The following is a 21,217-nucleotide window of genomic DNA, read 5'->3' on the forward strand; positions in this document are numbered from 1 at the left end:
GCAGATGTGCCATATATGCCATGAATAGCGGGTTTACGCTGCGGTAAGCTGTCGTTAGGGCGGGGGCATGAAGGCAGTCATCTGGCACAACCCCGCCTGCGGCACCTCGCGCAAGACGCTGGCGATTCTCGAAGAGACCCCCGGCGTCGAGGTCGAGGTGATCGAATATCTGAAGACCCCCTATACGGCGGACAAGCTGCGCCAGCTTTTCCGCGATGCCGGTCTGACCGCGCGCGAGGCGCTCCGCCTGCGCGGCACCGACGCCGAGGAACGCGGGCTGGCGAATGCGGACGAGGATGCGATCATCGCCGCGATGACCGGCAACCCCGCCTATGTCGACCGCCCCTTCGTCGAGACCGAAAAGGGCGTCCGCTACTGCCGCCCGCAGGACCGGGTGCGCGAGATTCTCTGACCGCGACGGCGGCTTTGGGGTGGGAAGCGGACATCTACTAACGGCCCCCGTCATCCCGGCGAAGGCCGGGATCTCACCCTATCGCCATGTCGCACCGGCGAGATCCCGGCCTTCGCCGGGATGACGGTGTTCGGTCGCTTCCCTCCATTCCTTTCCTTCGCGCTGGACAGAATCGCTTCCCCCTCGCTACCCGCGCGGCATGGGAATCACAGCAACGATCATGAACACCGCCACCGGCGAGCCACTCCAGAAAATGAGCTTCAACCGGATGCCGAAACCGTGGGCCAGCTTCACGCTTGCCACCGGCGAACTCGTCACCGCCGAACGCATCGACGTCGGCAAACCCGCACCGGGGAAATTCGCAGCGCCGATCAGCATCTGGGTCACGGTCAAGCCGAAGGACTGATCCGCCCGCCGGCGATCCGGAATCGCGTCACCGGGCCCGGCATGTCGGCGAACAGCGCCGCCTCGGTCCCGGTCAGCCACGCCTGCCCGCCCTGCCCCGCGAGCCGTTCGTAGAGCGCCGCGCGGCGCGAGGGGTCGAGGTGCGCCGCGACCTCGTCGAGCAGCAGCACCGGCCGTGCGCCCCTCCCGCGCGCGACGCAGTCGCTGTGCGCGAGGACGAGCGAGAGCAGCATCGCCTTCTGCTCGCCGGTCGAGCAGCGCGCCGCCGCGCGCCCGGTCGCGGCGTGGACAGCAGAGAGGTCGTCGCGGTGCGGCCCTGCGGTCGCGCGGCCCGCGGCAGCATCGATACGGCGGCGCGCGGCGAACAGGGTTTTCAGCGCCTCGATATCGTGGGGCGTCTCTCGCGCGCGGCCCTCGCCATCGACCAACGTCAGCAGCGGCCGCGCGAACGGCGCGTCGGGCTGGTCGGCGAGTTCGCCCGACAGCGCCGCGAGCGTCGCGAGCCGCGCGGCGTCGATCGCGGCGCCATGCTCGGCGAGTTGCGCCTCGAGGCTGGCGAGCCATTGCGGATCGGCCTGCCCCGGATCGGCGAGCAGCTTGCCGCGCGCGCGCAGCGCCGCTTCGTAGCGGTTGCTGTGCTGCGCGTGACGCGGGTCGAGCGCGAGAACGAGGCGATCGAGGAAACGCCGCCGGTTGCCCGCGCTCTCGACGAACAGCCGGTCCATCGCAGGGGTGAGCCACAGGATCGCAATCCACTCGCCGAGCGAGGCGGCCGCGGCCGGTGCGCTATTGATCCGCACGATCCGCCGTCCCGGATGCGCGGGCTCAATCCCCGTCCCCAGCGCCACCGGCGGCAGGTCGGCCCCCGCGAGCACCTCGGCGAAAATGGCGAAGCCGCCGCTCGCGCCGTCGCGCACCATGTCGGACAGCGGCGCGCGACGCAGCCCGCGGCCGGGCGCGAGCAGCGAGATCGCCTCCAATATGTTCGTCTTGCCCGCGCCATTGTCGCCGTGCAGCGCCACCAGCCCCGGCCCCGCCGCCATGTCCGCGCCGGCATGATTGCGAAAATCGGTCAGCGAAAGGCGGGTCAGCGTCATGCCCGATTGCGACTACCGCACGCATCCGCCCCGCGCCAGCCTTCAACTTTCTCGTCACCCCGGACTTGATCCGGGGTCCCGCTCAGCGACGGGGACAAGCGGGACCCCGGATCAAGCCTGTCCTGAGCTTGTCGAAGGGTCCGGGGTGAAGATATTGCGAATTTCCTATAATCGGTAATTTTCACCATATCACCGCAAAAATCTCGTTGAAATAAAATATCTAAACCCCAAAAACCCCGGTTAACTGCCAATGAATGAAACTGGCACGCCTCCTGCAATACATTGGGCATCCACCGGATGGCCCGGCGGACCCATATAGGAAGGACAAGATCATGGCCCATTTCAACGTCGACTCGCTCAAGAGCTACGCCATCGCGGCGGTTGCTTCGCTCTATTGCTCGATGCTGTTCCTCGCCGCTGTCGGCCCGAACGCTGCGCATTTCAGTGGGCTGGTCGCCTGACCAGCCCCGAAAGGCCACCAAGAACGCCGGCCGTCCGGCCGGGATCGAAAGGAAAGACATGAACCAGGGTTTTCGCAAGAATCGTCGCAGCGGGATGATCTTCGGCGTGTGCGCCGGGATGGCCGACCAGTTCGGCATCGACGTCTTGTGGACGCGCGTCGCTTTCGTCGCCCTGACCTTGCTGGGCTTCGGCCTGCCGCTGCTGCTGTACCTCGCCGTCGCGATCCTCGCGCCCTAGGACAGCGAAGGGCCGGCGGCCGCAAAGGCCAGTCCCGCCGGCCCGCATATTCCCCAAAGAACCAAGGGCCCGCCGGTCATGCCGGTGGGCCTTTTATTTTGTCGAGCTACTATCTTTTATCGCGCCACTATTTCGTCATTCCCGCGAAAGCGGGAACCCAGTGTGGGATCAGCCGACGCACGCTCTGGGTTCCCGCTTTCGCGGGAATGACGAAGAGGGAAGATATCCGCTTCCAACCCCCACGCGCCGCCCAAAGAAAAAGCCCCGCCGGATCGCGCCGGCGGGGCTCATTTCTGTTGGGCCGTCGGGCCGAGGGGCTTATTCCTCGCCTTCGCCTTCCGGACGATCTTCGACCATCACGTCGTCGGTGGTGAAGTCCTCACCCTGCACCTTGCCCAGCGGATCGTCGCCGATCGCGGCTTCGGGGCCCTGTGCCAGTTCGGCTTCATGTTCCTCGGCGGCGGTCTGCGGCGCGATCAGATGCGCTTCGGTCGCGTTGCGCATCGCCGCACGCAGCGCCGCGTCCTTCGACGAGGCGGTGACGCGGACGCGGTTCATGGCCGCACCGGTGCCCGCCGGGATCAGGCGGCCGACGATGACGTTTTCCTTCAGACCCTGCAGCGAATCGACCTTGCCCTGCACCGACGCTTCGGTGAGGACGCGGGTCGTCTCCTGGAAGGACGCTGCCGACACAAAGCTGCGCGTCTGGAGGCTCGCCTTGGTGATGCCCAGCAGGACCGGGCGTCCTTCGGCGGGCTTGCCGTTCTTCGGCAGCTTCGCGTTATATTCCATCATCTCCAGATAATCGAGCTGTTCGCCCGGCAGCAACGTGGTGTCGCCGCCGCTCGTGATCTCGACCTTCTGCAGCATCTGGCGAACGATCACCTCGATGTGCTTGTCGTTGATCTTCACGCCCTGGAGTCGATAGACTTCCTGGATTTCCGCAACCAGATATTCGGCCAGCGCCTCGACGCCCATGACGTCGAGGATGTCGTGCGGGTTCGGCGAACCGCTGATCAGCGCGTCGCCGCGCTTGACCTGATCGCCTTCCTGCACTTCCAGAACCTTCGACTTGGGGATCAGATATTCGATCGGATCGCCTTCTTCCGGAACGATCGCGATCTTGCGCTTTGCCTTGTAATCCTTGACGAATTCAATGCGGCCGCTGATCTTCGCGATGACGCTGTTGTCCTTCGGAATACGCGCTTCGAACAGCTCGGCAACTCGCGGCAGACCGCCGGTGATGTCGCGCGTCTTCGACGCTTCGCGGGTGACACGCGCCAGCACGTCGCCCGCCTGCACTTCCTGACCGTCCTCGACCGACAGCATCGTGCCGACCGCGAGCAGGTAGCGCGCGGCTTCGCCCGACGCATCGTCGAGCAAGGTCAGGCGCGGCTGCAGGTCTTCCTTCTTGGACCGGCCCGCCGAGCGATATTCGATCACGACGCGCTGGGCGATGCCCGTCGCTTCGTCGACCTGCTCGATCAGCGTCTTGGTATCGACCAGATCCTGATACTTCACGACACCGGGTTTTTCGGTGATCAGCGGCATGGTGAACGGATCCCATTCGGCAATCCGGTCGCCCTTCTTCACCTTCTCGCCGTCCTTGTGCATGATCTGCGCGCCATAGGGCAGCTTGTGCGAAGCGCGCTCGCGGCCTTCGCTGTCGATGACCGCGATTTCACCCGAACGCGACAGCGCCAGACGGCGGCCGCGCTGGTCGACGATCGTCGCCATGTCGCGATATTCGATCGTGCCGTCCGAAATCGCTTCGGCGTTCGACTGCTCGTTGACCTGCGCCGCGCCGCCGATGTGGAAGGTCCGCATCGTCAGCTGCGTGCCGGGTTCGCCGATCGACTGCGCCGCGATGACGCCGACCGCTTCGCCGATGTTCACCGGCGTCCCGCGCGCAAGGTCGCGGCCATAGCATTTGCCGCAGACGCCCAGCGTCGCTTCGCAGACCAGCGGCGAACGGATCTTGACCGACTGAACCTCGGCCTCCTCGATCCGCGCCGTCGTCGCTTCGTCGAGCAGCGTGCCCACCGGCGCGATGATGTTGCCGTCCTTGTCGGTCACATCCTCGAGCGTGGTACGGCCGAGGATACGCTCGCCGAGCGAGGCGATCGTCGAACCGCCCTGCACGATCGCGCGCATTTCCATGCCGCGTTCGGTGCCGCAGTCATCCTCGATCACGACGCAATCCTGCGACACGTCGACGAGGCGGCGGGTCAGATAGCCCGAGTTCGCCGTCTTGAGCGCCGTGTCGGCCAGGCCCTTGCGGGCGCCGTGGGTCGAGTTGAAATATTCAAGGACGGTCAGGCCTTCCTTGAAGTTCGAGATGATCGGCGTTTCGATGATCTCGCCCGACGGCTTGGCCATCAGGCCGCGCATCCCGGCAAGCTGCTTCATCTGCGCCTGCGAACCACGCGCACCCGAATGCGCCATCATGTAGATGGAGTTGATCGGGGCCATGCGGCCGTTTTCGAGCTTCGGCGTCGCGCGGATTTCGTCCATCATCGCGTTCGCGACCTTGTCGCCGCACTGCGACCAGGCGTCGATCGCCTTGTTGTACTTTTCCTGCTGCGTGATCAGGCCGTCCTGATACTGCTGCTCGAAATCCTTCACCAGCGCGCGGGTTTCGTCGACCATCCCTTCCTTCGAGGCCGGGATGATCATGTCATCCTTGCCGAACGAGATGCCCGCCTTGAACGCGTTGCGGAAGCCCAGCGCCATGATGGCGTCGGCGAACAGCACGGTCTCTTTCTGGCCGGTGTGGCGATAGACCTGGTCGATCACGTCGCCGATTTCCTTCTTGGTGAGAAGGCGGTTGACGACGTCGAAGGGCACGGTGTGCGACTTCGGCAGGCATTCGCCGATCAGCATGCGGCCGGGCGTGGTCTCGAACCGCTTCAGATATTCGTTGCCCTGCTCGTCGGTCTGCGGAACGCGGCTGATGACCTTCGAGTGCAGCGTGACGGCACCCGTATAAAGCGCCTGATGCACTTCGGCCATGTCGGCGAGCAGCATGCCCTCGCCCGGTTCGCCTTCGCGCTCGAGCGACAGATAATAGAGACCGAGCACCATGTCCTGCGACGGCACGATGATCGGCTTGCCGTTCGCGGGGCTGAGGATGTTGTTGGTCGACATCATCAGCACGCGCGCTTCGAGCTGCGCTTCCAGCGAGAGCGGCACATGGACCGCCATCTGGTCGCCGTCGAAGTCGGCGTTGAACGCGGCGCAGACCAGCGGGTGAAGCTGGATCGCCTTGCCTTCGATCAGCACCGGCTCGAACGCCTGGATGCCGAGGCGGTGAAGCGTCGGGGCGCGGTTCAAGAGGACCGGGTGCTCGCGAATGACTTCGTCGAGGATGTCCCAGACTTCCTTGCGTTCCTTTTCGACCCACTTCTTCGCCTGCTTCAGGGTCATCGACAGACCCTTGGCGTCGAGGCGCGCGTAGATGAACGGCTTGAACAGTTCGAGCGCCATCTTCTTCGGCAGGCCGCACTGGTGCAGCTTGAGTTCCGGCCCGGTCACGATGACCGAACGGCCCGAATAGTCGACGCGCTTGCCGAGCAGGTTCTGACGGAAACGGCCCTGCTTGCCCTTGAGCATGTCGGACAGCGACTTCAGCGGACGCTTGTTGGCGCCGGTGATCGTGCGGCCGCGGCGGCCGTTGTCGAACAATGCGTCGACGGCTTCCTGCAACATGCGCTTTTCGTTGCGGACGATGATGTCCGGCGCGCGCAGTTCCATCAGCCGCTTCAAGCGGTTGTTACGGTTGATCACGCGGCGATAGAGGTCGTTCAGATCCGACGTCGCGAAGCGGCCGCCGTCGAGCGGCACCAGCGGGCGCAGTTCGGGCGGAATGACCGGAACGACTTCCAGGATCATCCACTCGGGACGGTTGCCCGATTCGATGAAGCTCTCGACGACCTTCAGGCGCTTGATGATCTTCTTGGGCTTCAGCTCCGACTTGGTCGTCGCCAGATCTTCCATCAGGTCGACGCGTTCCTGTTCGAGATCGAGATTCTCGAGCAGCACGCGGATCGCCTCGGCGCCGATCCCGGCGCTGAACGCGTCTTCGCCATATTCGTCCTGCGCGTCGAGCAGTTCGTCCTCGGTCAGAAGCTGGAACTTCTCGAGCGGGGTCAGGCCGGGCTCAAGAACGATATAGGCTTCGAAATAGAGGACGCGTTCGAGCTGCTTGAGCTGCATGTCGAGCAGCAGGCCGATGCGCGACGGCAGCGACTTCAGGAACCAGATGTGCGCGACCGGCGCGGCGAGCTCGATATGGCCCATGCGCTCGCGGCGGACTTTGGTGACCGTGACTTCGACACCGCATTTTTCGCAGACGATGCCCTTGTATTTCATGCGCTTGTACTTGCCGCACAGGCACTCATAATCCTTGATCGGACCAAAGATGCGCGCGCAGAACAGGCCGTCACGCTCGGGCTTGAACGTGCGGTAGTTGATGGTTTCGGGCTTCTTGATCTCGCCGAACGACCACGAGCGGATACGCTCCGGGCTCGCGATGCCGATCTTGATCATGTCGAAGGTTTCGGGCTTCGCGACCGGGTTCATGAAGTTGGTAAGCTGGTTCATATGTCTGCTCCATCTTCCCCTCTCGCGCCGGGCGAGAGGGGTGAGGAAAAATCTTATTCGGCGGCTTCGGGAAGAGCTTCCGGACCTTCGTCGGGGTCTTCGTCCGAATAGGACGAAAGCTCGACGTTGAGGCCCAGCGAGCGCATTTCCTTGACGAGCACGTTGAAGCTTTCGGGAATGCCGGCCTCGAACGTGTCGTCGCCCTTGACGATCGCTTCGTAAACCTTGGTGCGGCCGATCACGTCATCGGACTTCACCGTCAGCATTTCCTGCAGCGTGTAGGCGGCGCCATAGGCCTGGAGTGCCCAGACCTCCATTTCCCCGAAGCGCTGGCCACCGAACTGCGCCTTACCGCCCAGCGGCTGCTGAGTGACGAGGCTGTACGGCCCGATCGAACGCGCGTGGATCTTGTCGTCGACGAGGTGGTGGAGCTTCAGCATATAGATGTAGCCCACGGTCACCTTGCGGTCGAACTTGTCGCCGGTGCGGCCGTCGTACAGGTCCGACTGGCCCGACGAGTCGAGACCCGCCAGCGTCAGCATGTTCGACACATCGGCTTCCTTGGCGCCGTCGAACACCGGCGTCGCGAACGGCACGCCGACCTTCAGGTTCGACGCCAGTTCGACGATGCTGTCGGCATCGCGTGCCTCGATGTCGGCCCGATATTCGGCGCCATAGACCTGCTCCAGCGACTCCTTGACCGCTTCGGGCATCTGGCCGCCGGTCGCATCGGGGTTGGCGTCGCGCCAATCCTCCAGCGCCTGCGTCACCTGCCGCCCGAGGCCGCGTGATGCCCAGCCGAGGTGCGTCTCCAGAATCTGCCCGACGTTCATGCGCGACGGCACGCCCAGCGGGTTGAGCACGATGTCGACCGGCGTCCCGTCTTCGAGGAACGGCATGTCCTCGTTCGGCAGGATGCGCGAAATGACACCCTTGTTGCCGTGACGGCCGGCCATCTTGTCGCCCGGTTGCAGCTTGCGCTTGATGGCGACGAAGACCTTGACCATCTTGAGCACGCCCGGCGCCAGTTCGTCGCCGCGCTGCAGCTTCTCGACGCGGTCTTCATACTTCGCGTTGATCCGCTTGATCGCGTCGTCATACTGCGCCTTGATCGCCTCCAATGCGGTCTGCGCATTGTCCTCGACTACCGCGAGCTTCCACCAGTCGGCGCGGTCGAGGTCGACGAGCATCTGCTCGGTGACCTCGTCGCCCTTCTTCAGGCCCTTCGGCACCGCGCTGGTCGTCTGACCGATCAGCAGGTCCTTGAGGCTGGAGAAGGTCGCGCGGTTGAGGATCGCGCGTTCGTCGTCGGCATCCTGCTTCAGGCGCTCGATTTCCTCGCGTTCGATCGCGATCGCGCGCTCGTCCTTGTCGATACCGTGGCGGTTGAAGACGCGGACCTCGACGACCGTTCCCGACACGCCCGGCGGCAGGCGGAGCGAGGTGTCGCGCACGTCGCTCGCCTTTTCACCGAAGATGGCGCGCAGAAGCTTTTCTTCCGGCGTCATCGGGCTTTCGCCCTTCGGCGTGATCTTGCCGGCCAGAATGTCGCCCGGGCCGACTTCGGCGCCGATATAGACGATGCCCGCCTCGTCGAGGTTGCGCAGCGCTTCCTCGCCGACGTTCGGGATGTCGCGGGTGATGTCCTCCGGCCCGAGGCGCGTGTCGCGGGCGGTGACTTCGAATTCCTCGATATGGATCGAGGTGAAGACGTCGTCCTTCACGATGCGCTCGCTGATGAGGATCGAGTCCTCATAATTGTAGCCGTTCCACGGCATGAACGCGACGAGCACATTCTTGCCGAGCGCCAGTTCGCCAAGCTCGGTCGACGGACCGTCGGCGATGATGTCGCCGGTGCGGACGACGTCGCCGACCTTCACCAGCGGACGCTGGTTGATGCAGGTCGACTGGTTCGAGCGCTGGAACTTCTGCAGGCGATAGATGTCGACGCCCGACTTGCCGGGTTCGACCATGTCGGTCGCGCGGATGACGATACGCGTCGCGTCGACCTGGTCGATCACGCCGCCGCGGCGCGCCGCGATCGCCGCGCCCGAATCCCGGGCGACGGTGCCTTCCATGCCGGTGCCGACGACCGGCGCCTCGGCGCGGAGCAGCGGCACAGCCTGACGCTGCATGTTCGATCCCATCAGCGCGCGGTTGGCGTCATCGTTTTCGAGGAACGGGATCAGCGAGGCCGCGACCGAAACGAGCTGCTTCGGCGACACGTCCATCAGCGTGATCTGCTCGCGCGGCGCCATCAGGAATTCGCCCGCCTCGCGCGCCGAAATCAGCTCGTCGATGAAGCTGCCGTCGGGGTTGAGGTCGGCGTTCGCCTGCGCGACCGTGTGCTTCGATTCCTCCATCGCCGACAGATAGACGACCTCGTTGGTCACCTTGCCGTCGATGATCTTGCGGTACGGCGTCTCGATGAAGCCGTACTTATTGACCCGCGCAAAGGTCGCGAGGCTGTTGATCAGACCGATGTTCGGGCCTTCGGGCGTTTCGATCGGGCAGATGCGGCCATAATGGGTCGGGTGAACGTCGCGGACCTCGAAGCCCGCGCGCTCGCGGGTCAGGCCGCCCGGCCCGAGCGCCGAGACGCGGCGCTTGTGGGTGACTTCGGACAGCGGGTTGGTCTGGTCCATGAACTGCGAAAGCTGCGACGAGCCGAAGAATTCGCGCACCGCGGCGACCGCGGGCTTCGCGTTGATCAGGTCGTTCGGCATCACCGTCGACACGTCGACCGACGACATGCGCTCCTTCACGGCGCGCTCCATGCGGAGCAGGCCGACGCGATACTGGTTTTCGAGCAGCTCGCCGACCGAACGCACGCGGCGGTTGCCGAGATTGTCGATGTCGTCGATCTCGCCCTTGCCGTCCTTCAGGTTCACCAGCTCCTTGACCACGGCGAGGATGTCCTCGCTGCGCAGCGTGGTGACCGTGTCCTCGGCATCGAGGCTGAGGCGCATGTTGAGCTTGACGCGGCCGACGGCCGACAGATCGTAACGCTCGGGGTCGAAGAACAGACCGCCGAACAGCGCCTCCGCGGTCTCGCGCGTCGGCGGTTCGCCGGGGCGCATGACGCGGTAGATGTCGCTGAGCGCCTGATCGCGATCCTCGGCCTTGTCGGCCTTCAGCGTGTTGCGGATCCAGGGGCCGGTGTTGTTGTGGTCGATGTCGAGCAGTTCGAGCTTGTCGATCCCCGCCGCGTCGAGCTTTTCGAGATTCTCGGCGCTCACTTCGTCGCCGGCCTCGATATAGATTTCGCCGGTCGCTTCGTTGATCAGGTCATAGGCGCTGTAGCGGCCGAAGATTTCCTCGGTCGGGATCAGCAGCGTGTCGAGACCGTCCTTCGCCGCCTTGTTGGCGAGGCGCGGGCTGATCTTGTGACCGGCGGCGAAGACGACTTCGCCGGTCTTGGCGTCGACGACGTCGAACGCGGGCTTCGATCCGCGCCAATTCTCGACGACGAAGGGAACCTTCCAGCCATTCTCGGCGCGCTCGAAGACGAGGCGGTCATAGAAGGTGTTGAGGATTTCCTCGCCCGTCATGCCCAGCGCATAGAGCAGGCTGGTGACCGGCAGCTTGCGCTTGCGGTCGATACGGACGTTGACGATGTCCTTGGCGTCGAATTCGAAGTCGAGCCACGAACCGCGATAGGGGATCACGCGGGCGGCGAACAGGAACTTGCCCGACGAGTGGGTCTTGCCGCGGTCATGGTCGAACAGAACACCCGGCGAACGGTGCATCTGCGACACGATGACGCGCTCGGTGCCGTTGACGAAGAAGGTGCCGTTCTCGGTCATGAGCGGCATGTCGCCCATATAGACGTCCTGCTCCTTGATATCGAGCACGCTACGGGTGTCGGTCTCGCTGTCGACCTCGAAGACGATCAGGCGCAGCGTGACCTTCATCGGCGCCGCATAGGTGATGCCGCGCTGACGGCATTCCTCGACGTCGTACTTGGGTTCTTCGAGCTCGTAATGGACAAAGTCGAGTTCGGCGGTGCCGGCGAAATCGCGAATCGGGAAAACGCTGCGCAGCGTCTTTTCGAGGCCCGACACATAACCGACCGACGGATCCGAACGCAGGAACTGCTCATAGGATTCGCGCTGCACCTCGATGAGGTTGGGCATTTCCACCGCTTCGTGGATATTGCCGAACAGCTTCCGGATTCGCTTGCTTGCGGTTGCTTCGAGGGCCTTGCCCACCGACTTCGCCTTGGTCGCCATAAGTGATTGTCTCGCCTTCGTAAAATTAGTCGCGAGCGCAGCAGAGACGCAAAAAGGCCGCGACCAACCGTTGCCGGTTTACCGCAGCTTTCCAACGCATCTCGAAATCCCTACCGCCCTATTCCTGTGGCCCGTTGCGCAACGTCAGACCGCTTCCCGGACGATCGGGTGTGAAGGCGATATAGGATTTGGGGGGTGCAGTGTCAATGGAAGCGCATCACCGAAGACAGCAATCCGCTCGTCACCCCGGAACAGAACGGCTCATCCCGCCTCGGCCACGGTTCGGCCATTTTGGCATGGCCCATGCCGCCTTCGCGCGTTCAAGCGTCTCGACCGTTCAAAATGTCAGGAGAGATTACAACGATGCGTAAATATGCAGCCTTTCTTACCTCCCTTGCCCTTGGCACCGCGATGGCCGCCGGTGCGCCCGCCTTCGCGCAGGCACCCGCCGCCGCGCCCGCCGGCCCGACGCTGACCGTCGGCACCACCGTCTACGACAGCGAAGGCCAGACCATCGGCCCGATCGCCAGCTCGGACGGCGCGACCGTCGTCGTCACCGTCGGCGACAAGCCCGCCGCGCTCCCCGCAAGCGCTTTCATGCAGACCGACAAGGGCACCGCGATCACGCTGACCCTCGCGCAGCTCACTGCCGCGCTCGACCAGCAGGCCGCCGCCGCCGATGCGCAGCTCACCGCCGCGCTTCAGCCGGGCGCTGATATCAAGGGCGTGAACGGCGGTTCGGTCGTCGGCAAGGTGAAGACCGCCGACGCCGAGGGCGTCGTCGTCACCACCGCGCAGGGCGACGTCCGCCTGCCGCGCAAAGCCTTCTTCGTCGCGGCGCACGGCCTGTCGACCAGCTTCTCCGCCGAGCAGTTCGCGGCGGCGGTTGCCGAAGCCAAGGCGCCCGACGCAGCGGCAACGGATGATGCGGCGGCCGATGCCGACACGACATCCGACGCGGCGAAACCCGCCAACTGATCTTCGCGATCGGCAGCAAAAGGCGCGAGGGCAACACTCTCGCGCCTTTTTCTTTGCGCGATAACGCCGCCCGCAAACCCCATACCTTTGTCCTGTCTCCCGATCCCGATATATCGACTTGCAATATAGTTCATATCGTTTATCGATATGTCAGCTATCAACGTCGAACGGGATGCCCATGCTGCTCTGGAGCCGCCGGCTGCTGGCCGGATTGAATATCCTCAACTGGGTCACCGGCCTCGCGATCGTCGCAGCGCTGGGCTGGGTCGGCTTCGCCGCGCCCGACATCTTCCTCGAGCGGGCCCGGCCCTATCATGTCGCCCATCCCGAAGCCGCGATCGCGTGGCTGCGCTGGGTCACCTTCATCACCGCCCCCGTCATCCTGCTCGCGCACGTCATCCTGACCCGACTGATCGCGATCATCGACGCGGCGCGCGCGGGAACGCCCTTCATCGCCGCCAACGCCGCGCGGCTGCGCCATATTGCCTGGGCGCTGCTCGGCATCCAGTTGCTCGACCTCGCCTTCGGGCTGGTCAGCATCCGCGCGAGCACCGCGACCGGCGAATATTTCGGCTGGAGCTTCGGAGTCACCGGCTGGCTCGCCGTCCTGCTCCTCTTCGTGCTCGCCCGCGTCTTCGAGCGCGGCGCCGCGATGCAGGACGAGATCGAGCGGACGATCTGATGGCGATCCGCGTCCAGCTCGACGATCTCCTCTGGCAGCGGCGCATGACGCTGACCGAGCTCAGCGAGCGGATCGGAATCACCGTCGCCAATCTGTCGATCCTCAAGACGGGCAAGGCGAAGGCGATCCGCTTCTCCACGCTCGACGCCATTTGCCGCGCGCTGGATTGCCAGCCCGGCGACCTGATCCTGTTCGACCCGAAGGAGCCCGCCGATGAAGACTGACATCCAGGCCATCTATCGCCACGCCTGGGCGTTCGCGCGGCTTTGCCCGCTGCTGTTTCTCGTCCCCGTGCTCGCCGAACTGGCGCAGCATGTCGTCGAGTGGCAAGCCGGCATGTACGACGGCATCGCGGGCGCGAAGGCCGCCGAGGCCGATACGCTGCGGATGCAGTTCGGCTTCGCCAAGACGCTAGCGCTGCTGCTGCCCGGCTATTGGTTCATGCGCTACATATTGTTCTGCGGCGACGCGGCACGGGCACGGCGGATCGAATGGCCCGCAATCGGACTGTGGCTGATCCTCTTCGCGGTCCAGGGGATAGAACAATGGTGGGCGCTGTTCGGCCCGCCGCTGACCGGCCTCCTTGGCCTTGCAGGTGAACCCGCGCGCTGGACCGGCTATGGCCTCGCGCTCGCCGGAGTGATCCTCGGCGTCTATCTGACGGCGTGGAATGCGGCGTGGGCGGCGGGCAATGCGGCGATCGGGCCGTTCCGGTCGATCCGCATCATGACGGGCAGCTTCTGGTATACCATTCTGCTGATGATCGCGGGCATCGTGCCGCTGATGATCCTCCATTATGCGCTGAGCTTCGGCGCGATCTTCGCGCCCGCGATCCTCGACTGGCCGCTGCTGATCGTCGACGCGCTGGCCGTCGGCTATCTTGCGCTGGCGATGACCGGCGTCTCGGCGATCGCGGCGCGCCACGCAGCGGATCGCAAGGCAGTCGATCTGGTCGGCGGCGGCGCGGATGCCCGATCCGCGACGCCTGCGATCTAGGCGCAGAGAGAATGGCCGCTTGCGACCGGAAGCAGACCTATCTTCTCCCCTCCCTGCAAGGGAGGGGACGGGGGTGGGTGGCCGCCGAAGGCGGCGCTCTTCTTTCCGGCTCGCTACGCTCGCTACCCACCCCTAACCCCTCCCTTGCAGGGAGGGGGATATCCGCTCTCCACCCCAATGCCGCCACTCCCGCAAATGCGGAACGTTCCGAGACCGCCTAGAATATCCCCTTGAGCAGCCTGCCCGGATCCCTGCGCAGCGCGGCTTCCTCATTGCCCATATAAAGGAAAATGCCCTTGAGCGCCTGATCGGTGACCGAATTGGTCAGGCCGTCGTGGCTGATCCCCGCGATCGAAAGGAGCTGGCTGCTGCCCGACAGCTGGTCGAGCTGGCGATAGGCGCCGACCTCGTCCAGCGCTCCCGCGATCAGCGGCCGCACCTTGTCGCCAAGCAGCCCGCCGGCGCTCGATTGCAGATAGCGCGTCGCGCCGTCTCTCTTCGACACCAGCGACGGCACGTCGTTCCAGCCCAGATTGTCGATCGCGGCGCGAAAGATCGGCTTCGCCTCGCCCGCCGCCTTGCCGCCCGCATCGTTCAGGCTTTTGGTGAGCCCGGCCGTCAGCCCCAGCTTGTCGCCCGCACCGAGCAATTTCGATGCAAGCTTGCCGCTCGCGCCGGGAAGCAGGATGCGTACCGCGGTGTCGGCATAAAAGGCGCCCGGCTGGGCCAGCCGGTCGAGCGCATTGTCCGACGCATTGGCGATCAACCCCTTGACCCCGGGCTTCGCGGTCTTCGCGGTCTTCGCCAGCGCGGTAGGGATCAGTCCCGCCACCGCCAATCCCGCCGCGCCCGCCAGCAGCATCCGCCGCGCGATATAGTCTTCGTCCCGTTCCATGGCGCCCTCCCGTTCCGTAAGATGCGGGTTTATCAGCAAAACCGGCCGCGCCAAAGCCTGCTTTGTTTGTCGGCATTGGAGTGGAAAGCGGACGGTGAGGGATGGCGCTACTTTCCCCTCCCGCAAGCGGGAGGGGCAGCGAGACTTACGAACTTTGTTCGTTAGTCACAGCGGGGTGGGCCCTTGCACCGTCGCTGCCCACCCCCGACCCCTCCCGCCTGCGGGAGGGGAGAGGAGCGGCCGCAACCGGCCGAAACCGGACTCTTCGCCCCCCATCACGCCGCCATGCGCAGCCGGTTCCGTCCCTCGCGCTTGGCGATATACAGCGCCTGGTCGGCGCGCTGGAGCAAGGCCTCCGCTTCGCCTTCACCGTCATAGACCGCAAGCCCGATACTGACCGTCGCCGGCGGCAGCCTGCCGTCGGCGTGCCCCTCGGCCTCGATCGCGATACGCAACCGTTCGGCGACCATTTCCGCCGCCTGCGCGCTCGACCGCTGCAGGATGCAGACGAATTCCTCGCCGCCGAAGCGGCCGACCAGATCCTCGTCGCGCAGCGATGCCTTGGCGCGGCGCGCGACGCGGCGGATCACTTCGTCGCCGGCGGCGTGGCCGTGATCGTCGTTGATCCGCTTGAAATGATCGATGTCGAAGATCGCCACCGCCAGCGGCACCCCCCGCTCGCGCGCGCCAGCCAGCGCTGTCTCCAGAAAGCTCAGCGTGTGGCGGCGGTTCGGCAGGCCGGTCAGCATGTCGGTGTTGGCGACGCGCTCGGCGGCGCTGCGGGCCGCCTCCAGGATGCGGGCATTCTCGACCGTTTCCGTCACGTCCTGCACGGTGCCGAAGATGCCGACCGCGCGGCCGCCGCGCCCCCGTTCGATCGAGCCGTGCGATTTGACATGGCGGATCGCCCCGTCGGCGCGGACGATCCGGCCCTGATATTCGAACGGCTCGCCGGTGCGCACCGCGCGCTCCAATATCGCGCGCACGGCGGCGCGATCCTCGGGCAGATATTGCTCGACACTATACTCGACATCGACCGGCTCGCCGGGCTCGAGCCCATGGACGCGATAGGCCTGGTCGGACCATTGAATCGTCCAGCGGACGAGGTCTACGCGCCAATGACCGACGAGCGCCGCGGCTTCGGCCTGGAGCAGCCAGCGGTTGCTCTGCCCGAGCCGTTTCGCGAGCCGGCGCTGCACCACCAGCAGTGCCGCGAGCGGCAGTGCGGTGAACAGCAGGGTGATGAAATAGAATTGCAGGAACAGCACGCGGCTTCGCTGGCTGCCCTCGATCGCGGCGACCGGCCCGATCCCCTGCCCCGTCATCCACGACGCGACGATCGCGACGATCAGCATGCCTGCGGCGGCACCGAAGGGGCCGAGCCGATAGGAAGCGGCGATCACCGCAACGGTCGGCAGAAAGGTGGCGGGGAAATGCGACTGCGAAAAGGACAAGGCGGTGAGCGCTGCCGCAAAAGTCAGCAGCGCGACCGCTTCGACGATCGTGGCACGCGGGACGTTGGCAAGCGCGCGCGTGTCGACCAGCCGCGCAAGCATCACGATCGGCGGCGCGACGATCAGCATGCCGAGCGTCACGGTGGTCAGCCACGAAAAGAAGAAGTCGATGCCGCGGCCCGTGAGACCGGGGGCCGCAAGCGTTCCGGCGAGCGCGGCGGCGACCGAAGCGCTGAGCGCACCCGCCGCCAGCACGGCAACACAGAAATTGGCGACCGCGCGCGGCTCCATGAAGGACAGTTCGCCTGGAACGCGGCGGCGGATCAGCCACAGCGCCGCCCCCGCCTCGGCCGCATTCGCGATCGTGAACGCGGCGGAGATGACGGCGCTCGTCCCGCTCAGCATATTCGCCGCGACGCTGGCGGCGGCCATGGCGACGAAGGACGCCGGGCGCGCCCGCGCGGGCATCAGCAGCAACAGCGCGAGGAAATAGCCACTCGGCGGCCAGATCGCGGCGATGTTGTCGGCCCCTCTGGTCGCGTGAAGCGACAGGCTGGCGAGCAGGCCATAGCCCGCCATCGTCAGCAACGGCCAGAATACCGTTTCGACTCCGGGGGAAAGCGACCGCTTCATGACCCCGGCCTAACCGAAAACGGGAAAATAAACCGCTAATATCGCGCGCGGCCACCCCGCATTTCATCGCAGAATCATGCGCTGTCGCAGCGCGGTGGTTTCAATCGACGCCGCCGAAGGTCATGCCCACCACCTGCTCGACGAGCGCCTCGTCCCATTCGATGCGCCGGTCGAGCACCAGCATCGCGAGCCCGTGGACGAGCGACCAGGCGTGGAGCGCGGCGACTTCGGGATTGTCGAGATAGGGCATCGTCTGCGCGACCCCGGCGCGAAGCAGATTATAACCCACCTCGCCCCCGTCGGCGCCCGGCTCGCAGCGTTCGGACATCTGGCGCGTGAAGCTCAGCCGGAACACGGCCGGTTCGTCGTGCGCGAAGCGGACATAGGCGATGCCCGTCGCAAGGAAGCCCGCGCGGCCGCCGCCCGCCTTGAGCCAGGCCTGCGACTGGAGCGCGCCGAGCCGCCGCAACCCCTCGTCGGCGAGCGCATCGAGCAGCGCCTCCTTGTCGGGGAAATGGCGGTAGAGCGCGGTCGCGCTGACCCCGACGTCGCGCGCGAGCGCGCGCAGACCGAGGTCGGTTCCATCGCCGTCCGCAAGCCGCCTGAGCCCCGCCGCGATCACCGCGGCGCGCAGGTCGCCATGGTGGTAGGAGCCCGCGCTCCTGGTGCCGGCATTTTCCATGTTGACACTGTTATCTTCATTCGCCATGTTGTCACCGTAAACATTTCGAGTCGCCGACGCAACCTCCCGCTGCGCGGCACTTTCGCAAACATCCGCTTAAGGAGCATCACCATGGCGAGCAACGTCGAAACCCTGATCCGCGGCGCGGTCAAGAAAGGCATCGGCAAGGTCGCCGACTTCAACCGCAAGCGCCTCCCCCGCCCGACCGACGCGCACCCCTTCCTCACCGGCATCCACAAACCGATGGAGGAGGAATTCACGCTCGAAGCGCTCCGCGTCGACGGCGAGATCCCGGCCGCGCTCACGGGCCGCTATCTCCGCAACGGTCCCAACCCGGCGATCGCGCCCGATCCCGCGAGCTATCACTGGTTCTCGGGCGCCGGCATGGTCCACGGCATCCGCATCGAAGGCGGCAAGGCCGAATGGTACCGCAACCGCTGGGTGCGTGGCACCGAAGCCTGCGCGGCGCTGGGCGAGGAGATTCCGGCGGGCCCGCGCGAGGAGGGCGGCTTCGACGCCCCCAACACCAATGTCGTCGGCATCGCCGGCCGCACCTTCGCGATCGTCGAGGCGGGCGGCAAGCCGGTCGAACTCGACTATGAGCTGGGCACGATCGCGCACAACCCGTTCGACGGCACGCTGACCGGCAGCTACACCGCGCACCCGCACGAAGACCCGTTCACCGGCGAGCTTCACGCGATCACCTACAAGGGCGACGCCCCGAGCACGGTGTGGCACGTCGTCCTCGACAAGGACGCGCATGTCGTCCGCGAGGAAGCGGTTGCGGTCAGCGATGGCCCGTCGATCCACGACTGCGCGATCACCGAACATTATGTGCTCGTCTTCGACCTGCCTGTCACCTTGTCGATGAAGATGCTGCTCGCGGGCTATCGCTTTCCCTATGCGTGGAACGAAGCGCATCCCGCGCGCGTCGGTCTCCTCCCCAGGACAGGTCGGGGCGACGAGATCGTCTGGGTGCCGGTCGAGCCCTGCTATGTCTTCCACCCGGCCAACGCGTACGAGACCGCGGACGGCAAGGTGATCGTCGACGTCGTCGCGCACGAGACGATGTTCGCGAACTCGAAGCGCGGTCCCGACAGCGAGACATCGCGCATGGAGCGCTGGACGATCGATCCCGCCGCCGGCACGACGGTGCGGACTGTGATCCACGATCATGCGCAGGAATTCCCGCGCTACGACGAACGGCTGACGACGCGGCCTTATCGCTATATCACCAGCGTCGCGATCCCCGACGGCACCGCATCCGAATGGGCGCTCGCCGATACGCGGCTCTTCCGCCACGATCTCGCCGAGGGCACGACCGCGATCCATGATTTCGGCCCCGGCCGCCACCCCGGCGAATTCGTCTTCGTGCCGCGAAGCGAAACGGGCACCGAGGACGACGGCTGGCTGATCGGCCTCGTCGTCGACATGAACGACGAGACCACCGATCTCGTCATCCTGAACGCCGACGACTTCAGCGGATCACCGCAAGCCGTCGTTCACCTGCCGCATCGCGTTCCGCCGGGATTCCACGGCAACTGGGTCGCGGATTGATCGCATCTAGGCGCCGCATCAGCGCCTCGGTCACGCGCAGCGACCGTTCGTTGTCGACATCGATCGCCGTCGCCCCGTTACTGACCAGCAGCGGGGCGATGTCGACTTTCAGATGGCGCGAGATGCGCTGGAAGACATGGTGGATCGGCCCCAGCCCGAAGCGGAAGCGGAGCAGGTTGACGAGGCCGAAGGCCCGCATGATGCGGAACGGCTTCTTGACGAACTGTCCGCCGCCACGAAACGCCTCGGCGGCTTTCAGCGCGCTGCGATCGCCGATCCAATAGGCGTTGCAGTTCGACACCGCGACGTCGGAAAATTCATAGAAGCGCCGCTGCCCCTCTGGATGGACCGCCAGCACATCCTCGCGCCGCGCGAGCGCAATCCCCGCGCCGGCGCCGAGCCGGGCGGCTTCGCTGCCGATCTCGGCGATCGTTTCGGGGGTGAGCAGGCAATTGTCGGCGGTGGTGATGAACAGTGGAAACGGGGCCCGGTCGGCTACCGCGAGCACCGAGTCCGCCAGATTGTCGGCAGCGGGCACCACGACGAGCCGTTCGCCGAGCCGGTCGATTACCGGATCGGCGAGATCATCGCGCAACGTTCGATGATGCGTCGAAACGAAGATTCGCTGCGCCGGGGACTGTGCCGCGCTTTCGAGGACATGCGCGATCATCGGCCGTCCGGCAACGGGGACCAGGCATTTGTCACCGACGCCATGCGCCTCGGCCAGCGCATCGACCGCGCCGGGACGGCGGCCCGCGAGGATGAGGATCGAGCCGCTCATGCCGCGTCGCGTTCGCGGCCCGCGCCGAGCTGGCGGATCATGCTCTCGGCGACGATCGTCTCAATGAGGTCGGCCTGGGTGAAGCCCGCGGCGACCGCGGCGCGGCCGAATACTTTCTCGGACCACAGGTTGCAGTTGAGATTGACCTCGAGCAGCCGGATTTCGCCGGTTTCGAAATCGATCCGAAACTCGAAGCGGCCATAATCGAACGGCCAGAACACCTCCGCCATCCGCGCCGTATAATCGATGATCTTCGCGGCCAGCGCGCCCGCTTCGAACAGCTTGAGGCTGTATTTGGCGCTGCGATCGACGAGGTCGCGCTTTTCCTGATAGGTGCGCAGATGCGTCGGATCGGCCTGCTCGAAAATCATCATCGGCAGCAGCGCGGGCGCGCCGCGGCAGGTGATCACCGGCACCTCGACGTCGCTGCCGTCGAGGAAGGGTTCGACGATCGCGTCATGGTCGAGCGCGTGGACCTCTGCGATCGCCTGCGCGAGGTCGATGCGGTCGTGCGCGTCGCGAATGCCCCATGATGCCGAGCTGTTGTTCGGCTTGACCACCCACCGCCGCGCCGGCGGACAGCGCGCCGCATCGACCGGCGCACCGCGCCGGAACAGCGCCCAAGGCGCGGTCGGGACGCCGCGCGCGGCGGCTTCGAGCTTGGTCAGATGCTTGTCGTCGGACAGCCCGCGCACGATCGGCGACGCGCCCACATAGGGCAGCGCCAGCCGGTTGCAGAGCAGGGGCAGCAGCATCTCCGAATTATAGAAGCCGCCGCGGTTGAGCAGCGGAAAGACGAAATCGGCCTCGGGCCGTGCGAAGAGCGCGGCATAATCGTCGGCGACGACGAGCGGAATGCCCAGCCCCTCCAATATCTCGCGCGTCTCGCGGTGATAGAGGGCGTGATTGCCGTCGTCGGGGTGCAGGCCGCCGGTCCAGCGAGCGTGCTTGGCGATGAAGAGAAGCCGCTGCGTATCGCGAAAACGATCGGGCAGGCGTGTCGGTTCGAGATGGCTCATTTGCATGTCGGGGTTTCACCACGTCCAGGTTGCGCCGCGATGACTCTTCAGTGACGGCGCTGAAACCAAAGCGCAAAATCCCTGTCATCTTGC

The 21,217-nt window shown here is 65.5% G+C and carries 17 protein-coding genes; 9 read left to right on the forward strand and 8 right to left on the reverse strand.

The features are described from left to right. Window positions 1-67 precede the first annotated feature (67 nt). Complete coding sequence (locus ACVENA_RS13865) at window positions 68-412, forward strand: arsenate reductase family protein (RefSeq protein ID WP_449325835.1); 345 nt, start codon at window positions 68-70, stop codon at window positions 410-412. 199 nt (window positions 413-611) lie between these two features. Further along, on the forward strand, window positions 612-818 hold the full coding sequence (locus ACVENA_RS13870) for a hypothetical protein (RefSeq protein ID WP_449325836.1): 207 nt from the start codon (window positions 612-614) through the stop codon (window positions 816-818). On the opposite strand, the gene recF is transcribed toward ACVENA_RS13870, so the two are convergent. Then, window positions 802-1,914, reverse strand: coding sequence for a DNA replication/repair protein RecF (gene recF / locus ACVENA_RS13875; RefSeq protein ID WP_449325837.1), 1,113 nt, complete (start codon window positions 1,912-1,914; stop codon window positions 802-804). The genes ACVENA_RS13870 and recF overlap by 17 nt on opposite strands. Window positions 1,915-2,246: 332 nt before the next feature. Between recF and ACVENA_RS13880 the strand changes: the two genes are divergently transcribed. Together ACVENA_RS13880 and ACVENA_RS13885 are read left to right on the forward strand one after the other, a co-directional pair. Beyond that, window positions 2,247-2,375, forward strand: coding sequence for a hypothetical protein (locus ACVENA_RS13880; protein WP_257543888.1), 129 nt, complete (start codon window positions 2,247-2,249; stop codon window positions 2,373-2,375). A gap of 58 nt (window positions 2,376-2,433) precedes the next feature. Continuing rightward, window positions 2,434-2,613 carry a PspC domain-containing protein gene (locus tag ACVENA_RS13885; protein WP_257543890.1) on the forward strand — a complete coding sequence of 60 codons (180 nt, stop codon included), beginning with the start codon at window positions 2,434-2,436 and terminating at the stop codon, window positions 2,611-2,613. A gap of 318 nt (window positions 2,614-2,931) precedes the next feature. Here ACVENA_RS13885 and rpoC read toward each other — a convergent pair whose 3' ends face one another. Both rpoC and rpoB read right to left on the reverse strand, forming a co-directional pair. Next, entirely contained in the window at window positions 2,932-7,215 is a 4,284-nt protein-coding gene (gene rpoC, locus ACVENA_RS13890) for a DNA-directed RNA polymerase subunit beta' (protein WP_449325838.1), read from the reverse strand. A gap of 53 nt (window positions 7,216-7,268) precedes the next feature. After that, window positions 7,269-11,447 (reverse strand): DNA-directed RNA polymerase subunit beta, encoded by a 4,179-nt coding sequence (gene rpoB, locus ACVENA_RS13895; RefSeq protein ID WP_449325839.1) that lies wholly within the window; start codon window positions 11,445-11,447, stop codon window positions 7,269-7,271. 363 nt (window positions 11,448-11,810) lie between these two features. Here rpoB and ACVENA_RS13900 point away from each other — a divergent pair, with 363 nt between their 5' ends. From ACVENA_RS13900 to ACVENA_RS13915, 4 genes are all read left to right on the forward strand, one after another. After that, entirely contained in the window at window positions 11,811-12,425 is a 615-nt protein-coding gene (locus ACVENA_RS13900; protein WP_257543927.1) for a hypothetical protein, read from the forward strand. A gap of 172 nt (window positions 12,426-12,597) precedes the next feature. Continuing rightward, window positions 12,598-13,107 carry a DUF2975 domain-containing protein gene (locus ACVENA_RS13905; RefSeq protein WP_449325840.1) on the forward strand — a complete coding sequence of 170 codons (510 nt, stop codon included), beginning with the start codon at window positions 12,598-12,600 and terminating at the stop codon, window positions 13,105-13,107. Next, on the forward strand, window positions 13,107-13,331 hold the full coding sequence (locus tag ACVENA_RS13910; RefSeq protein WP_257543931.1) for a helix-turn-helix domain-containing protein: 225 nt from the start codon (window positions 13,107-13,109) through the stop codon (window positions 13,329-13,331). The genes ACVENA_RS13905 and ACVENA_RS13910 overlap by 1 nt, the downstream gene beginning before the upstream one ends. Next, window positions 13,321-14,103: a hypothetical protein gene (locus tag ACVENA_RS13915; RefSeq protein ID WP_449325841.1), complete on the forward strand. Its 783-nt coding sequence runs from the start codon at window positions 13,321-13,323 to the stop codon at window positions 14,101-14,103. Before ACVENA_RS13910 ends, ACVENA_RS13915 begins: the two co-directional genes overlap by 11 nt. A 217-nt stretch (window positions 14,104-14,320) precedes the next feature. Here the strand turns inward: ACVENA_RS13915 and ACVENA_RS13920 are convergent, their stop codons facing one another. The 3 genes from ACVENA_RS13920 to ACVENA_RS13930 all read right to left on the reverse strand — a co-directional run bounded on the left by ACVENA_RS13920 (window position 14,321) and on the right by ACVENA_RS13930 (window position 17,794). Beyond that, window positions 14,321-14,998, reverse strand: a complete 678-nt coding sequence (locus ACVENA_RS13920) for a DUF4197 domain-containing protein (protein WP_449325842.1) — start codon at window positions 14,996-14,998, stop codon at window positions 14,321-14,323. Between the two features lie 275 nt (window positions 14,999-15,273). Beyond that, window positions 15,274-17,085 (reverse strand): diguanylate cyclase, encoded by a 1,812-nt coding sequence (locus ACVENA_RS13925; RefSeq protein ID WP_449325843.1) that lies wholly within the window; start codon window positions 17,083-17,085, stop codon window positions 15,274-15,276. A 100-nt stretch (window positions 17,086-17,185) separates the two neighbouring features. After that, window positions 17,186-17,794, reverse strand: a complete 609-nt coding sequence (locus tag ACVENA_RS13930; protein ID WP_449325844.1) for a TetR/AcrR family transcriptional regulator — start codon at window positions 17,792-17,794, stop codon at window positions 17,186-17,188. Between the two features lie 84 nt (window positions 17,795-17,878). On the opposite strand from ACVENA_RS13930, the gene ACVENA_RS13935 reads away from it, so the two are divergent. Continuing rightward, window positions 17,879-19,324 carry an 8'-apo-carotenoid 13,14-cleaving dioxygenase gene (locus ACVENA_RS13935; protein WP_449325845.1) on the forward strand — a complete coding sequence of 482 codons (1,446 nt, stop codon included), beginning with the start codon at window positions 17,879-17,881 and terminating at the stop codon, window positions 19,322-19,324. Here the strand turns inward: ACVENA_RS13935 and ACVENA_RS13940 are convergent. Then, window positions 19,245-20,105 (reverse strand): NTP transferase domain-containing protein, encoded by an 861-nt coding sequence (locus tag ACVENA_RS13940; protein ID WP_449325846.1) that lies wholly within the window; start codon window positions 20,103-20,105, stop codon window positions 19,245-19,247. The two genes, ACVENA_RS13935 and ACVENA_RS13940, sit on opposite strands and share 80 nt — an antisense overlap. Beyond that, the gene (locus ACVENA_RS13945) at window positions 20,102-21,124 is read right to left on the reverse strand and encodes a D-alanine--D-alanine ligase family protein (protein WP_449325847.1); all 1,023 of its coding nucleotides are present in this window, start codon (window positions 21,122-21,124) and stop codon (window positions 20,102-20,104) included. Before ACVENA_RS13945 ends, ACVENA_RS13940 begins: the two co-directional genes overlap by 4 nt. Window positions 21,125-21,217 lie beyond the last annotated feature (93 nt).

This window comes from Sphingopyxis sp. 550A, from assembly GCF_053569535.1.

What these genes read in the sequence shown, in the direction of transcription:
- ACVENA_RS13865 (WP_449325835.1), top strand. Translation starts at nt 68, where the DNA reads ATGAAGGCAGTCATCTGGCACAACCCCGCCTGCGGCACCTCGCGCAAG.
- ACVENA_RS13870 (WP_449325836.1), top strand. Translation starts at nt 612, where the DNA reads ATGGGAATCACAGCAACGATCATGAACACCGCCACCGGCGAGCCACTC.
- recF (WP_449325837.1), bottom strand. Translation starts at nt 1,914, where the DNA reads ATGACGCTGACCCGCCTTTCGCTGACCGATTTTCGCAATCATGCCGGC.
- ACVENA_RS13880 (WP_257543888.1), top strand. Translation starts at nt 2,247, where the DNA reads ATGGCCCATTTCAACGTCGACTCGCTCAAGAGCTACGCCATCGCGGCG.
- ACVENA_RS13885 (WP_257543890.1), top strand. Translation starts at nt 2,434, where the DNA reads ATGAACCAGGGTTTTCGCAAGAATCGTCGCAGCGGGATGATCTTCGGC.
- rpoC (WP_449325838.1), bottom strand. Translation starts at nt 7,215, where the DNA reads ATGAACCAGCTTACCAACTTCATGAACCCGGTCGCGAAGCCCGAAACC.
- rpoB (WP_449325839.1), bottom strand. Translation starts at nt 11,447, where the DNA reads ATGGCGACCAAGGCGAAGTCGGTGGGCAAGGCCCTCGAAGCAACCGCA.
- ACVENA_RS13900 (WP_257543927.1), top strand. Translation starts at nt 11,811, where the DNA reads ATGCGTAAATATGCAGCCTTTCTTACCTCCCTTGCCCTTGGCACCGCG.
- ACVENA_RS13905 (WP_449325840.1), top strand. Translation starts at nt 12,598, where the DNA reads ATGCCCATGCTGCTCTGGAGCCGCCGGCTGCTGGCCGGATTGAATATC.
- ACVENA_RS13910 (WP_257543931.1), top strand. Translation starts at nt 13,107, where the DNA reads ATGGCGATCCGCGTCCAGCTCGACGATCTCCTCTGGCAGCGGCGCATG.
- ACVENA_RS13915 (WP_449325841.1), top strand. Translation starts at nt 13,321, where the DNA reads ATGAAGACTGACATCCAGGCCATCTATCGCCACGCCTGGGCGTTCGCG.
- ACVENA_RS13920 (WP_449325842.1), bottom strand. Translation starts at nt 14,998, where the DNA reads ATGGAACGGGACGAAGACTATATCGCGCGGCGGATGCTGCTGGCGGGC.
- ACVENA_RS13925 (WP_449325843.1), bottom strand. Translation starts at nt 17,085, where the DNA reads ATGAAGCGGTCGCTTTCCCCCGGAGTCGAAACGGTATTCTGGCCGTTG.
- ACVENA_RS13930 (WP_449325844.1), bottom strand. Translation starts at nt 17,794, where the DNA reads ATGGCGAATGAAGATAACAGTGTCAACATGGAAAATGCCGGCACCAGG.
- ACVENA_RS13935 (WP_449325845.1), top strand. Translation starts at nt 17,879, where the DNA reads ATGGCGAGCAACGTCGAAACCCTGATCCGCGGCGCGGTCAAGAAAGGC.
- ACVENA_RS13940 (WP_449325846.1), bottom strand. Translation starts at nt 20,105, where the DNA reads ATGAGCGGCTCGATCCTCATCCTCGCGGGCCGCCGTCCCGGCGCGGTC.
- ACVENA_RS13945 (WP_449325847.1), bottom strand. Translation starts at nt 21,124, where the DNA reads ATGAGCCATCTCGAACCGACACGCCTGCCCGATCGTTTTCGCGATACG.